The sequence below is a fragment of the Lentzea aerocolonigenes genome, from assembly GCF_000974445.1.
In the GTDB taxonomy this organism is placed as follows: domain Bacteria; phylum Actinomycetota; class Actinomycetes; order Mycobacteriales; family Pseudonocardiaceae; genus Lentzea; species Lentzea aerocolonigenes.
The window spans coordinates 275,436-290,204 of sequence record NZ_BBOJ01000010.1; the positions used below are offsets into that span (position 1 = coordinate 275,436).

Sequence of the window (14,769 nt, forward strand, 5' to 3'; positions counted from 1 at the left end):
CTCGTGCAAGCAATGGCTCCATAGGACTGTCAGCAAAACTATGCACGGCAGGGGTTTCTCATGGCCTACGCAGAACGTTCAGGTGCCAACCTGTGGCGCGTGCGCTTCGAGCGCGACGACGGAACGCTTGGTTCGATCTCGGGCTTCCCGACGGAGGAAGCCGCCAAAGACGAAGCGTCCCGTATGAACCGCGAGGCCCTCCTCGGTCACCGCCGCGCCAACCCAGCCGCAGCCCAAGAACCGTTCGGCGGTTGGATCGAACCCTGGTTCGGATCGATCGACGTGGCCGACTCGACCATGGCCCAGTACCAAAGTCTCACCCGCAACCACATCACGCCGCGCTGGGGCACCGTGCCGTTCGAGAACATCAGCAACCTCGCCGTGCACACCTGGGCCGTCAAGCTCCGTGAGAAAGGCTTGGCGGACAACACGGTCAAGACCATCATGAAGATCCTGACTATGATGCTCGCTGACGCCGCCGACGAGGGCATCATCCCGGTCAGTCCCATCCGGGTGCGGCGCCGAGGCCGGCGCCGTCGTACCCGCAAGCCAGAAGCGATCTGGGCATCTCCGTTGGAAGTTCTGCGCATCGCGATCCAAGCAGCAATGCTCGTCGGCGAGTGGGCGGCAATCCTGATCATCACTGCCGCCTACACCGGAGCCCGCTGGGGTGAACTCACCGGGCTGCAGCGCACCAACATTCACCTCGACGACGGATTCTTCGTCATCGACCCGGACATCGGTGCCCTGCACGAAGTCGGCAGCAAACTCTCCCTCGGCCAGCCCAAGACCGCCGCCTCCGCACGCACGGTCACCTTGCCGCCGTTCCTCATCGACATGTGGCGGTACCTGCTTGGACTGCACGACCACCCGCACATCTTCGTCACGGCACAACACCAGCTCCTGCGACGCTCCAACTTCGCCCGCCGCGCCATGCGTCCGGCCGCCGACGGCAACCTGCACATCGCCAACCCGCTCATCCGCGTCCGGCCGGTCAAACCCGGCCTGGTGTTCCACGGACTGCGGCACAGTCAGAACACCTGGCTCATCGCGGACGAGATCCCCGAAGTCGCCCGCGCACTCCGGCTCGGGCACAAGGTGTCCGACAAGATCCGCGAGGTCTATGACCACGTCGCGCCGGAGATCGAGGTCAAGATCCTTCGGTGCCTTCAACAGCGTTGGGAAGACGCACTGGCCGCACAGTTCCCGAATGGCCTCGTCTTCACCGACGAGAACCGCTTGTTCGCGCTTGCTGCGTAATCCGGAGCTCCATAGCCGGTGACCGGGTCCCTCCTCGAGGACAAAGGTAACGACAAGGACGGACGGCGTGACGAGACCACTCGCGGCCTGACAATCGTCATCGGCGCTCAAATTGGATCCCCGCTCGCCCGCAGCACGTGGAATGCGCCGAGAACGTCTGCGGGCAGACCGCTGGCTGGGCGGCACGGGATGGTCGGCAGCGGATCTTCTGGGTGAGCGCGAGTAAGGCTCGCGGCGACCGATGAACCGTGTTGACCTTGATGGAAGCGGGTGGTCCGGTCCTGCTCATTTGGCCTTGCTTCGCGGTTGAAGCTGGCGCGTTCAGCGTCAGCCGTGGGCGCGCGTCAACGCGTGAAGCGGCTCGGGGTCGAGGTCTGCGAGGTACCGGTAACTCTGCGGCGGCTGGAAACCCGCATGGCCACGAAGCCAGCTGAGTGGATATGGCTCTTCGAGCACCCGAGGTTCGCGTACCTGCAGGCCACAGGCGATCTCCGCACCTTCGAGGTACGCGTCGAACTCCTGGCGGGTAAGCCCCAGCTCTCGCTTGTGCCGACGCCACAATGCTGCCGGTCGGTCGATGTCGACCGCGTCGAGCGTGGCCACCCCGACGACCGACATGACGGGTGCGCTGGCATAGATGACGATGAGCGTTCCAGGCACCGCCGAGACGCGGGTGCGTCGCAGCTCTACGGTCTTGCTGCCGTCGAGAATGGCATCGGCGAACCGCGGCCGAAGCGACATCAGGAGTGGCCTCGTTGCGATGCGACGTGCCTCTTCGTCGCTCGCAACGGTTCGAGTCACGGCGCGAGACCCTACCCGGCGCCACGTTCGTGTCCGATCTTGGGGCTCACCCGCCACAGATCGAACGTTAGTTCGATGACCGTTCGTTGTCATCCACCGCCGGACGGCAAGTTCCGATCTTGTAGAGCTCTTGGTAGAGCCGGACGTTCTTCATCCTGCACACGCCCATGAAGGCCGCAGGTCCGTCGTGCTCTGCACGAAGCACCTGATACCTGCGCTCAGAAACGGGCTGATCGAAGAGCTCGGTGTTCGAGAGCCTGAGCGCCTCAGCGGTGTCGCGGCCTCGCGCGGCAGCCTTCACAGCATTCTTGTTGAACACCCCGTAGTAGCCGAGATCCGCATATAGGCGCTCGGGCGTGTCCTCGACCAGCGCGTCCAGGCGCGAGGTAGCGAAGAAGTGTCCTGCTCCGGCACCGTTGCCGGAGGCGTACCAGAGGATCCGCGCCGGCGCGGTGAGCAGGCTTCGGTAGGCGGAGTGGTAGTAGACGTGCTCACGTCCGAGTGCGAGTTGCGGGTCGCGCCGGATCACTCCCGACTGGTATCCGAACAGCTCGTGCGCGTAGGCGACCTTGATGGGCACGATGAAGCAGGGCAGTTCGCTGTCCATGATCTTCGCCGGCCACCACGCCTGCTCCAACCGGGCCGCCGCGTGCCGGGACAGGCCAGGCGCCAGCAGCGGCGGAGCCCCGACCTCGGCTTGGGCGTGCGCTCGCGCCGCTACTGCGGCGACTTCGCCGGCGTCGCCGCACACGTCTACAACCGGCGCGTACCAATGACCCTCCGCACTGATCATCGATTCGAAGTCGGCAGCTTGAGCAAGCCGCGGAGACAAGCACGGTTCGCTGATGTCCACGACGATCGCTCCGCTGGCTCGTGCGGCACGCCGGAAGGTCCACAGCAGATGACGAGCTAGCGTGTCGGCCAGTCGGTGATCTGTGAGCCTGAGTAGTGGCACCTCAAAGGTCTTGCCGTTGTCGATCACGCCGTAAAGCGCGACGGGTGATCCTCCGGAAGCGCGGATCACCCAAAGCTCGCCGCCGTCCTCGATGAGCTTGCGCACTCGGTCGCGCAACGCGTTGCGCCGCTCCCCAGCATGGTGCGCGAGAAACTCGTACAACTCCTGCTCGATGGTGGCCCCTGCGCGAACGCGCGTGAACTCACTGTCGTCGAGGTCCTGCTGGAGATACGCGGCCTCGTTGGACAGCTCGTCGAGGTGCACCACGACGTACTCGGGAGCCATGATCCGCATGCTGAACTGCTCGGACACCACGGGTCCAAGCCGGTTGATCAGCGCGTCGTCCTGGGTGAGGAACGTGGTCAGCCCTGCGGCCACCGCATGAGCGACTTGCCGAACATCGCTTCGGTCCTGATCGGTCGACGGGTATCGGGGATGACCGATCTGGACAGCAGTGATGATCTTTTGTTCGATCGCCTCTGCCTGGTCCGAATCCGCCTGCAGATGCGGAAACCTGGCGGTCGCATCGATCAGCGGCTGACGGTTCTCCGCGGGCATGCTCCTGATCTCAGCCCGCATGCCGGACGTCACGACGATCTCGAGCCTGCCAACGAGGTGGTCGGCAACCAGAATCTGCGAGCGGTGACCTCGCTTCTTCGGATCAGCCAGGTCTCGCGCGACGTTGAGATCGATCGCAGCACGCAGCTCGACTGGCTGCTCGTGCTCGGTGAAGAGATCGGGATGACCATGGTCCTTCCACCACACTGTCATCGGCGCGCGATCCAACCCACGCCCGAAAGTGGTGGCCCTCGGCCGGAATCCGAGCTTGATCCACGTGTCTGCGAGGTCGTAGTCGTCGCGACACTTGGCCCGGATCCCGAGTCGTGACGCGTAGGTGGCGCTGATCGCTTTGATCAGCGCGTGAGCGACGCCGTGCTCTCGCGCCTGGCGGTGCACGCATAGGTGAGTAAGGCTGACCTCGTCTCGCGGAAGCCGGAACAACGCATAGCCGAGTGGCGTTCCTCCTTCGGTTGGAACCGCCACGAATAACCTGGACTGGGCGGCGGCCTCGGTGAAGACGGCGTACGGCAGTTGCCCGAGACGATCGCGGTTCTGGTCACCGAGCGCGATGACGGCGGCGAACGCCTCCTGACTCCCCAGGTCAAGGAGTTCGATGCGCACCGCTCCGCTGTTCACACCTTCAGCATGTGCCAGGTCTGGAATGGCAGAACCGCCCATCGAGGCAGTCCACCCGATCGGCCGTCACAGGTTCGAACTGGTGAACCAATGCCCATTGTCTAGAGCGAATGGCAGCGCACCGAGCGTTCCACGAACTCCGGTATTCGCCGCCCGCACCACCGGGCTCGCCACAACCGAGGCCTGCGACCTCACCGTTCCTTCCGTACGGCCATCATCAACGGGTCGTTCCACGGCGTGATCCACGCGCTCACCCCGACCGCCTGTCCTTTGGTTCGAGGTGGGCCTGGGATGTACGGCCCGCTCGCCGTATTCGGGCAACGCAGGACCGATCACCCGAAAAGGCGAATGCGACTCGATCGACGTAACAGCTGGCAACTCAGTGCGATCAGTCCGGCAACTGCTTTCGTCGGTAATCGGCCAGGGGCCGCGGAAGGGATGCGCGTGAGGCTGCTCTCGGTTGAGGCTCGGCACTTCCGTTCACTGCGGGATGTGCGGGTACCTGTACGTGAACACCTGACAGTGGTCATCGGGGAGAACAACGGCGGAAAATCCAACCTGTTGGACGTCGTTCGGTTGGTGACCGACCCACTCGACGGACGTCGCGACCGGTACTGGGAGGTCGATGACGTCACACGGATGCCGACCCCTGCGCACCCTGAACTCACGGCTGTCTACACGTGCACCTCGCCTGACCAGCTGGGCACTTACAGCCAAGGACTCCTCAACGACATGGAGTCGGTCCGCTATCGCGTCACGTACGCACCACCTGTCGGAACCGAAACCCGCGGAAAACTGACCTGGATCGCAGGGGAAGCCAGATCGAGCGATCGGGATCCGGAACCAGAAGCTCGTGCACGTCTGAGGCACGTCTACCTGCCACCGCTTCGCGACGCCCAGCGCGAGTTGAACTCCGGCTCAGGGAACCGCCTGCGGGTGATTCTCAACTACCTGCTCGCCGAACAAGCCGTCAGCGAGGCTGACTTCGTCGCCGAGGTCAAGTCCAACCTCGACACGGTCAGGAAGAGCCCCACAGCGGGCAAGGTCCTCGACGGGGTCGAAAGGGCAGTGCGAACCCCGCTCGCGGACGTCTCGGCGGGCGCGAGTCCCCAGGACGCTGACGTCTCCTTCACCGACCCGACGCTTCTGTCTATCGCGCGCTCTCTCCGCATCCGCATGAACGACCGTGGTTTGGACCCCAGGGATATAGCCGGTTCAGGACTCGGATACGCCAACCTGCTGTTCATCGCCACCGTCATCGCCGAACTCCGGGCGGCACGCGATCACGATCTCACCGTGTTCTTGGTCGAGGAGCCTGAAGCACACTTGCATCCCCAGTTGCAGACGCTTCTCGTCGAGTACCTGCGCGACGCCGCAGAAGCCTCAGCGGACCAATCAGCTGCCTTCGACTACGCGGGCCGCATTCAGGTGATCGTCACCACTCACTCGCCGTTGATCACGTCCTCTGCCGCGGTCGAGGACCTGGTGGTCCTCAAGCGACACGCGCTGCCCAGCGCAGAAGACCAGAGTCTGTTCGAGACGAAGGCAATCCCGTTGGCTGAGCTGGACTTGGCCGGAGGGCACGCGAAGCTGAAGCGCTATCTCGACGCCACGCGCAGCGCCATGCTCTTCGGCCCACGCGTTGTACTCGTCGAGGGAATCGCGGAAGCCCTGCTCCTGCCGGTGTTCGCTCGACGGGTATTGCAGCGACCTGCAGCAACTCCGCTGTTTCGGCTGTCTGCCAGTGAACCGGATCCGCAGGCCGAGGATCGCGCCAGATGGGCGCGGTTCATCGGCACGACGATCGTTGCCATCGACGGCGTTGACTTCGCCCCCTACGTGAGGGTGCTCCTCACAGAATCGAAGGGAGGGGGACGCATCGCTGAGCGGGTCGCGGTCATCACCGACGAAGACCCGGCAGTGTCAGGAGATCGAAAAGTCACGCTCTCCGCTCTGGCTGAAGAACTTGGTGCCGGTGAGCGACTCGAGGTCTACGTTGCCCAGCCGACACTGGAACCAGAGCTCCTCGCTGGCGGTGATCGCAACGTCGAAGTCACCGAGAAAGCATTCAACCGCCAGCGCCCGCAAGCCGGGCCGAAGGCGTGGCAACAGATCAAGGCGCTCGAGGACGCTGCCGCACGTACCGCCCTGTTCCTGTCTGAGTTCAAAGATCAGAAGCTCCGCAAGGGCGACTTCGCTCAAGACGTAGCCGAGCTCAGTGCACAGCATCCCGACTTCACCATCCCCGACTACCTGCGAGAAGCCATCAATTGGATCTCGGAGGGGTAGCCATGGCAACGATCGATGAACGCCGCGCAACGGCGCAGGCCGACCAGCAGCGAGCAGTGCGCCTGCCGGCTCCGCTCTACATCCAGGCCTGCCCTGGTGCAGGCAAGACCAGGGTGATCGTCGAGAGGCATCTTTCCGGCGAACGCAGTGGAGCAAGACGCGGGCGGGCCGCGGTCTCCTTCACCAACGTGGCGTGCGACGAGATCCACCGCCGGTGCCGTGAAGCCGGCCAACCTCATCTCGCGGCGTTCCCGAACTTCGTTGGCACGATTGACGCCTTCCTGTGGCGCTATCTCGTTCGGCCCTTCCTTTCGCCCGATCGCATGTGGCACAGGATCGACTCATGGGATCGCATCGACGCCACTGTCGTGGTGAACGGGACTCACCCGCACACGATGAGGCTGAACGACTTTCAATGGAGCCGCGACCCCGATTCGAGTGAGTGCAGAGCACAGCTCCTGCCGAAGCGGCGCAACAGGAAGGTTTTCCAGTCACTGTCAAAACAGAACCTTCTTCAGGCAGCCGCCAGAGCTGCCGTCCGCAGGCGAGATGATCTGGCCAAGCAGGGTCACGTCACCGGGCACGAGATTCGCATAAGGGCCCTGCGCCAGCTACGCGAAGACGGCCGCAAGACGACCGCCCTCCTGGCAACCCGGTTCGACGAGATCATCGTCGACGAAGCCCAGGACTGTTCGGCGCTGGATCTGGCGATCCTCACCGAACTTCGCGAAGCCGGAGTCCCTCTGGTGTTCGTCTGCGATCCAGACCAAGCGATCTACGAGTTCCGCGGCGCGCTGCCCGACAGCGTGCGACACTTCGGCAAGTCACTTGGCAAGCAGATCACCCTGGCAGGCAACTGGCGCAGTAGCAACGCGATCTGCGGCCTGGCCGCGACGCTTCGTGCCAGTGCGACCGCGCGGCCGCCGGACGACGCCGTAGGACCCAACCACGACGAAGCGGCCGGCATTCTGCTGATCCAGACCGCTGGATCGCAACCTGAACAGGCGTTGACCACGTTCAACGCTCACGCAGACGCGATGGCCATCGCACCAGAACGTCGTCTGGCGCTCGCTCACGCCGCCGCGAGGCTACCCAACACCACGCACACCACGGCGTCGATTCCGCCCGAGAACTCTTCGGCCAGAGTGGCTTGGGCGGCCACCATCGTCAATGCGGTCAGCAGCTCCACGTCACTTCGCAACACCGCATACGAGATCCTTCAGCGCGCCCTACTTCGGTTCTGGTACACCGATGACGACACCGGCAACCGCACCGTCGCTGCGATCTGCGACACCCTCGAACTCGATCAGTGGCGGCTCCGTCGACTGGCAGCACAACTCGCGAGCGCCCTCTCCAAAGTCGACGAAGGAACCTTCGCATCATGGTGCACCACCGCGAACACCACGATGAAGCGCCTGCCGCCCCATCCGGAGATGACACGCAGGAGTTCCAGCGGCAGCCTGCGAGCGGGCAACCTCGCAAGCGCAACCCCGCGCACCGCTGGTGGCGTGCCCAAGTCACAGCTCGCCAGCGTCACTCGCGCAAGCGTGGTGCACCAGGTCAAAGGCGAAGAGGAAGACGCGGTCCTCGTCATCGTGCCCGCCGACGATCGGACGGATGCACTCATCGATGCATGGGTATCAGGCGAACATCCGCCCGAACTGGCTGAAAGCCTCAGAGTGCTCTACGTCGCGGCGACCCGAGCCCGGCGGCTCCTCGCCATAGCCCTGCCTGATGACTCGCCCAACCGCGTTGCGGCCCATCTCAAGGAACGAGAGGTGCCTTTCGAACTCATCATCCCGAAGCCCTGACTCCGACCGGAGAACGCAAGGCTTACGGCTCAGCACTCGAAGTACCGAGTTGTCCAAGGAGGACAGCGTTACCACGTGTGTTCGAGAACGTGCCGCGTGTCCACGCTTGCCGGCACCGATATCAGTCAACCGCTGCCGCTCACGTTCACCAACCGGCAGGTCCTTGATGTCGTGGGCTTCCTCTTGCACATCGTGGACGCCGCGAACGATCAGTCCACCCAGTGTGTTCGCCCTCGCGGAGGCGTCCTTCGCCACTCCTCGACAGCTTTCCTTTATCCGGTCCGAAAGGTCGCCGTGTGGGATCACGATCAGTCTCGAGTCGAGGTTCGGGGCGTCACGGACCACAGGCCGACGGCCCTGTCAGATCCTCCCTGGTGATCAGCGGCGGAAGGGGCGACGTGGATCCCTCGGCGACATGTTGTCGAACGGCCTGAACCAGGCAGACGGGGTGTAGTCGCCCATGCCGAGGTACTGGTTCTCGTCATCGTCCGGAGCTTCGATGCCGTCACGACTCGGGTCGAACAACGCGAGAATGTCGGTGTCCTGGAACAGAACATCTACCAGCATGCCCCAGTCGAGATCATCAGGATGCTCTGGCAACTCGCTGAAGCGGTCCTCCAGCCCCGACCAGCCATCCGTGACCGCCGCCTGTGCCGTCGTCAGCATCAGGTGCAGCGCCATCTCCTCGGCCGCGCAACTCGGCTGTGGCCACTGGCCGGCCGTCAGGTCCGCGCGGAGATCGTCGAACGACCGCGCCGCCTGCCGGCGCCAGATTGCGTCCTGCCGCCAGGTGATGCGCGGGAACGCGTCGAACACCATCCACAACTCCGCAGATCCAACAGGATCATCGCCGTGTGCGATCACATCGTCGAAGGCCTGATCCGCCAGCAGAGCCGCCATAGTCCACAACACCGCGGCAGTCCGCGGAGTCACCTGGAAGCCACCGCATTTCTCACACGACGGCAGACCGCACTCACAGGCGTCGAACAGCTCCGCAAAGTCCGGCGACACCGACCGCGAACGACCGTCCGCACCGGTCTCCCCTACCGAGTATTGGGCGCCACCGACCTCGACACCGTCGACTTCGACGATGGCGTCCGGATCCAGCAGGAGTGACAGAGCCGCTGCCGGGTCACCTGCGACGTCCTCGCGTTCAGCGGCACGCAGTTCTTCTTGCGCCTGCTCGGAATCGTCGTCCACGGCGAACACCATCTCGTCGATGTACGCCAGCGCCGCGCGTTCCAACGCGGCCGCGTCGACCACGTCCAGTTCGATCTCCGCGGTGACTGTGAACCGCCGCCTGGCCATGGCATCGTCGTCGACCATGCGTGGAGCCTAGAACTAACAACCCCTGCCGCCGCGTTGATTTCAGACCCGTTCAGGCCACATCGCGCCGGTTCGACGCAGTTCAGGACGGTTCGGCAGATTCACCCGTTCGTGGACGACCCCATTTGCCGTTGGCCAAAAAGAAGGAGCCACTGGCTCCTGATTCGCTCCTTCATCGGCCTGTTGATCATGAAGTAGATGATCAAGCGAAGATCGTTTTGAGCGCACGAAAAAGCCCGCTGACCTGGGCTTTCACCCAGAATCAGCGGGCTGATTCAGACCGTCGGGACGACAGGATTTGAACCTGCGACCCCTTGACCCCCAGTCAAGTGCGCTACCAAACTGCGCCACGTCCCGGCCACACTCCCGGTCTCCCGGCGTGCAGAAAGAATCCTACAACACCGCGGACAGAGATCAAAAACGGCCCCCACCACAGGCTCCGAGCTGCGGAAATACGGCGGGGACCCGAAGTTCGGGTCCCCGCGTCCCTCGGTCCGACCGATCCCCCGATCCTCGACCGACACCGAGAACTATGCGTTGGCGGCGTCGCGGGCGCCACCTCCGAAAGTCGAGTCTTGTCCGTCAACCTTCGACTTACCCGGTGGTAGGACGGCGCTGACGCTGAAGCCGCCGTCCGCCCGGTACGAGGTGGTCAGGGTGCCGCCGGCCAGGCGGACGCGTTCGGACAGGCCGTGGAGGCCGGCGCCGCCTTTTTCGCCCTGTGCGGGGAGGTCGCCGGGGCCGTTCACCACGGAGACTCGCACGGGGGACGATCGGTCCACGGTCACCGTCACGGTGGCGCCTGGGGCGTGTTTCGTCACGTTCGTCAGCGACTCCTGGACCACCCTGAACAGTGCGCGAGACACCGCTGGCGACAGGGCGGCGTCGCCCGTTTCCGACAGCGTCACGGAGACGCCGGCCACCCTGGCTCGGTCCACCAGTTCCTGGACGGTCGGGTAGGACGTGTCGGAGTTCAGCAGGCCCAGGGCGGCTCGCATCTCCGACAGCGATTCCTTTGCCAGGGCGCGTAATCGGAGTGCTGTTTCGCGCACGGTGGGGTCGGTGGCGGTGGCGGCCAGGGCGGCGGACTCCACGGCGATCAGGGTGGCGTGGTGGCCCACCGCGTCGTGGATTTCGCGGGCTATGCGGGCTCGTTCCGCGGCTCTGGCCGAGGTTTCCTGGGCTTCCAGTTCCGCTGCTCTGGCTCGGCGGGTTTCGTACAGGGACTGGGTCAGGTCCTTGCGGGTGGTGACGAGGGCGCCCAACGCCGTGGGGGCGCCTGCCAGGCCGAACGCGAAGGCTGTGGCGAGCAGCAACGCGCCCAGGGGGATGGTCTCGGTCAGCAGGACCGGGATGATGGCGGCAGCGGTCTGCAGGCTCACCCAGAAGAGCTGGACCGGGATGGACTTCTCCGTGCGTCCCAGGCGGAACTGGGCCACCAGGGCCGGTGCCCAGCCCAGTCCGCCTGCCACGGCGGGGACGCACAGCAGCGAAGCCAGCCAGGGCCAGCGCAGGCGCACGGACAGCAGGAGTGAGGCGCCCACCGCGGTCCACAGCGACCACGGGAACGGGCGGTCTTCGGTCAGCAGGACCACTCCCGTGGTGATGCCCACGGTGAGGACCTCGCCGACTAACGGTTTCACCACACACCGACCTGGTGCGCGACCAGAGCCGCCTGCACCCGGTTTTCCACGCCCAGTTTCGTCAGGACCGTCGAGACGTAGCTCTTCACCGTCGCCTCGGACAGGCAGAGTTCCTCGGCGATCGAGTGGTTCGAGCGGCCGCCGGCGAGCAGTTCCAGCACCTGGCGTTCGCGGGCGCTCAACGAATCCAGCTGGCGGTTGGCGCGGAAGCCTCGCAGGCGTGGGAGCAGGCGGGCGGTGATGCGCGGGTCCAGGACGGCGCCGCCCGCTGCCAGGTCGACGACGGCGCGGACCAGGGTGTCGGGCTCGGCGTCCTTCAGCAGGAAGCCCTGGGCGCCGAGGTCCAGGGCTGTCGCCACGTAGTCGTCCAGGTCGAACGTCGTCAGCACGGCGATCGCGGGCGGGGTGGCCCACGTCCTCAGGCGGCGCACCGCCTCCAGGCCGTCGACACCGGGCATCTGCACGTCGACCAGCACGACGTCCGGCAGGTGGGCCAGGGTGACTTCGACGAGTTCGGCACCGTCGGACGCCTCGCCGACCACCTCCACCCGCCCGTCGGCTTCCAGGAGGACTTTCAGGCCCCGCCGCAGCAGGGCCTCGTCGTCGGCTAGCACCACTCGTACGGCCACGAACCCAACCAACCGCACCCCATGCCAAAGAGCAACCAGTGCGGTTACTTCTTCGAAGCGCCAGCCTTCTTCTTCTCGCGCACGCGCACGGAGATCCGGACCGGGCTGCCCTCGAAGCCGAACTCCTCACGCAGCTTGCGCTCGATGAACCGGCGGTACGAAGCCTCCAGGAAACCGGTCGTGAACAGCACGAACGTCGGCGGCCGGGTCGAGGCCTGGGTTGCGAACAGCACCTTGGGCTGCTTGCCGCCGCGCACCGGCGGCGGGGTCGCGGCGATCAGGTCCGACAGCCACTGGTTCAGGCGGCCGGTCGGCACGCGCGTGTCCCACGAGTTCAGCGCCGTGCGCAGCGCGGGCGCCAGCTTGTGCACCGCGCGGCCGGTCAGCGCCGAGATGTTGACCTTGTCCGCCCACGGCACGCGCACCAGGCCACGTTCGAGCTCGCGGATCATCTCGTTGCGGCGGTCCTCGTCGACGAGGTCCCACTTGTTGAACGCCAGCACGCACGCGCGGCCCGACTCGACGACCATCGTCAGCACACGCAGGTCCTGCTCCGACAACGGCTCGTGCGCGTCCAGCAGCACGATCGCGACCTCGGCGGTCTCGATCGCGGACTTGGTGCGCAGCGAGGCGTAGTACTCGGCGCCGCTCTCGAACTTCACCCGCTTGCGCAGGCCCGCGGTGTCGACGAACCTCCAGATCTCGCCGTCGAGCTCCACCAGCGAGTCGACCGGGTCGACGGTGGTGCCCGCGACCGAGTCGACGACCGAGCGGTTCTCGCCCGTCAGGCGGTTCAGCAGCGACGACTTGCCCACGTTCGGCTTGCCCACCAGCGCCACGCGCCGGGGGCCGCCGCCACGCGCGCCGAAGTCGTCGCGCGGGGTCTCCGGCAGCTTGGCGAGGATCACGTCGAGCAGGTCGCCGGAGCCGCGGCCGTGCAGACCGGACACCGGGAACGGCTCGCCGAGCCCCAGCGACCACAGCGACGCGACGTCGGCCGTCAGCCGGTCGTCGTCCACCTTGGACGCACAGAGGATCACCGGCTTCTTCGACCGGCGCAGGACCTTCGCGACGGCCTCCTCGGTCGTCGTCGCGCCCACCGTCGCGTCCACGACCACGAGGATCACGTCCGCGGTCGCCATCGCGAGCTCGGCCTGGGCGGCGACGGCGGCCTGCAGGCCCTGCGCGTCCGGCTCCCAGCCGCCCGTGTCGACCACGGTGAACTTGCGGCCGTTCCACAGCGCGTCGTACGCCACTCGGTCACGCGTCACGCCCGGCACGTCCTGCACCACGGCCTCTCGCCGGCCGATGATGCGGTTGACCAGCGTGGACTTGCCGACGTTCGGCCGTCCGACCACCGCGAGCACCGGCTGCGGCGGCGCGGCCTCCTCAGCGTCCTCGGAAAGGTCGTCGAAGGCTGACCAGTCGGCCTCGTCCTCCCAGGTGCCGTCCAGGTCCGTCATCGTCTTCCCTCACTCACACGAAGTCCATCGAGTTCGGCGACCAGTGTCGCCAGGCGATCGCGCACCTGCTCGGTGGCAACGCCGAGGGCCGCCCGCCCCTTCCCCTCAGGAAGGTGGAACGGCTCACCGATCAGCACGTCGACCTCGGGCCGCCAGCCCTTGGCCTGGTAGGTCCCGCGGCAGGCGATCGGCAGCACCATCGCGTTCGACGTCTTGGCCAGCCACGCCGCACCGTTCTGCGCGCTCGCCACGTCACCCTCACCGCGCGTGCCCTCGGGGAACACCCCGATCACGCCGCCGGCCTTGAGCACGGACAACGCGCTGGTCAGCGCGGTGCGATCGGCTTCTCCCCGCTTGACGGGGATCTGTCCGATCTTGCCCAGCAGGTAGCCGACGACGCCCTTGAACATCTCCTGCTTGATCAGGAACGTCACGCGCCGGGGCACCACCCCGAACAGGATCGGCCCGTCAGCCGCCGAGCTGTGGTTGGCGACGACGACCACGCCGCCGCTCAAGGGTACGCGGTCGCGCCCGTGCACCCGAATCCGGAACTGCCACGCGTACGGCACGCGTGCGATCCACCTGCCGAAGTCGGTCAGCCACGGCGAGCTTCCGCCGGGAAGGGTCACCCGGTCACCCGCAGCCCGCGTCGCTCGACGAGGTCCAGCAGGGCGTCCACGGTGCCCGCGAGGTCGAGCTCGGTCGTGTCCACCTCGACCGCGTCGGAGGCGGCCCTCAACGGCGACACCGCGCGCGACGAGTCGTAGTTGTCGCGCCGCTGCACATCGGCCAGCACTACGTCCACAGTGGACACACGTCCGGCCGCGTTGTCCTGTTTGGTCCTGCGCTGCGCACGCGCGTCCGCCGACGCCGTCAGGTAGACCTTCAACGGGGCGTCCGGCGACACGACCGTGCCGATGTCACGACCCTCGACCACGATGCCGCCGACGTCACCGACCGCGTCCGCGATGATCGCCCGCTGCTGCGCCACGAGCAGCTCCCGCACGTGCTTCGCCGCCGAGACCGGCGACACCGCCAGCGTCACCTCGGGCCCGCGGATCTCGGCCGACACGTCGTCGCCGTCCAGCGTGATGCCCGGCTTGGCGGGATCCGTGCCGACCACGAGCACGGCGTTGTCCGCGACCTCGGCGACCTTGACCTCGTCGGCCGGGTCGACCCCGGCCCGCAGCACCGCCACCGTGATCGCCCGGTACATCGAGCCGGTGTCGAGGTAGCGGGCGTCCAGCGCCATCGCGAGACGCTTCGCCACGGTCGACTTGCCGGTGCCGGACGGTCCGTCGAGTGCCACCACACCGCGCAACTGACCCTGGCCCACCGCAGCTCCCTCCGAGACGCCCACAGCGTTCATTGTGCCTGGTGCGAAGGCTCACACCG

The 14,769-nt window shown here is 66.0% G+C and carries 11 protein-coding genes and 1 tRNA gene; 3 read left to right on the plus strand and 9 right to left on the minus strand.

The window, feature by feature from the left end; all coding sequences use genetic code 11:
* The first annotated feature begins 99 nt into the window (after nucleotides 1–99).
* Nucleotides 100–1,260: a tyrosine-type recombinase/integrase gene (locus AOM45_RS20865; RefSeq protein ID WP_236703779.1), complete on the plus strand. Its 1,161-nt coding sequence runs from the start codon at nucleotides 100–102 to the stop codon at nucleotides 1,258–1,260.
* A gap of 327 nt (nucleotides 1,261–1,587) precedes the next feature.
* Here AOM45_RS20865 and AOM45_RS20870 read toward each other — a convergent pair whose 3' ends face one another.
* Entirely contained in the window at nucleotides 1,588–2,061 is a 474-nt protein-coding gene (locus AOM45_RS20870) for an ASCH domain-containing protein (protein ID WP_201780031.1), read from the minus strand.
* Nucleotides 2,062–2,128: 67 nt separating this feature from the next.
* Complete coding sequence (locus AOM45_RS20875; RefSeq protein WP_030469082.1) at nucleotides 2,129–4,198, minus strand: GNAT family N-acetyltransferase; 2,070 nt, start codon at nucleotides 4,196–4,198, stop codon at nucleotides 2,129–2,131.
* A gap of 459 nt (nucleotides 4,199–4,657) precedes the next feature.
* Here AOM45_RS20875 and AOM45_RS20880 point away from each other — a divergent pair, with 459 nt between their 5' ends.
* Nucleotides 4,658–6,502 (plus strand): ATP-dependent nuclease, encoded by a 1,845-nt coding sequence (locus AOM45_RS20880; protein ID WP_030469081.1) that lies wholly within the window; start codon nucleotides 4,658–4,660, stop codon nucleotides 6,500–6,502.
* A 2-nt stretch (nucleotides 6,503–6,504) separates the two neighbouring features.
* Nucleotides 6,505–8,313, plus strand: a complete 1,809-nt coding sequence (locus AOM45_RS20885; RefSeq protein WP_030469080.1) for a UvrD-helicase domain-containing protein — start codon at nucleotides 6,505–6,507, stop codon at nucleotides 8,311–8,313.
* A 378-nt stretch (nucleotides 8,314–8,691) separates the two neighbouring features.
* On the opposite strand, the gene AOM45_RS20895 is transcribed toward AOM45_RS20885, so the two are convergent.
* The 7 genes from AOM45_RS20895 to cmk all read right to left on the minus strand — a co-directional run bounded on the left by AOM45_RS20895 (nucleotide 8,692) and on the right by cmk (nucleotide 14,743).
* Entirely contained in the window at nucleotides 8,692–9,639 is a 948-nt protein-coding gene (locus AOM45_RS20895; protein ID WP_051783889.1) for a hypothetical protein, read from the minus strand.
* A 283-nt stretch (nucleotides 9,640–9,922) separates the two neighbouring features.
* Nucleotides 9,923–9,996 (minus strand) — tRNA-Pro (locus AOM45_RS20900).
* A 173-nt stretch (nucleotides 9,997–10,169) separates the two neighbouring features.
* Nucleotides 10,170–11,285 (minus strand): sensor histidine kinase, encoded by a 1,116-nt coding sequence (locus AOM45_RS20905; RefSeq protein ID WP_035911066.1) that lies wholly within the window; start codon nucleotides 11,283–11,285, stop codon nucleotides 10,170–10,172.
* Nucleotides 11,279–11,911, minus strand: coding sequence for a response regulator (locus AOM45_RS20910; RefSeq protein WP_035911157.1), 633 nt, complete (start codon nucleotides 11,909–11,911; stop codon nucleotides 11,279–11,281). The genes AOM45_RS20905 and AOM45_RS20910 overlap by 7 nt, the downstream gene beginning before the upstream one ends.
* Nucleotides 11,912–11,955: 44 nt before the next feature.
* Nucleotides 11,956–13,374: a ribosome biogenesis GTPase Der gene (der, locus tag AOM45_RS20915; protein WP_030469075.1), complete on the minus strand. Its 1,419-nt coding sequence runs from the start codon at nucleotides 13,372–13,374 to the stop codon at nucleotides 11,956–11,958.
* Entirely contained in the window at nucleotides 13,371–14,003 is a 633-nt protein-coding gene (locus AOM45_RS20920; RefSeq protein ID WP_035911064.1) for a lysophospholipid acyltransferase family protein, read from the minus strand. The genes der and AOM45_RS20920 overlap by 4 nt, the downstream gene beginning before the upstream one ends.
* A complete protein-coding gene (cmk, locus tag AOM45_RS20925; RefSeq protein WP_156093954.1) occupies nucleotides 14,000–14,743 on the minus strand; it encodes a (d)CMP kinase in 744 nt (247 codons plus the stop codon). Before cmk ends, AOM45_RS20920 begins: the two co-directional genes overlap by 4 nt.
* Nucleotides 14,744–14,769 lie beyond the last annotated feature (26 nt).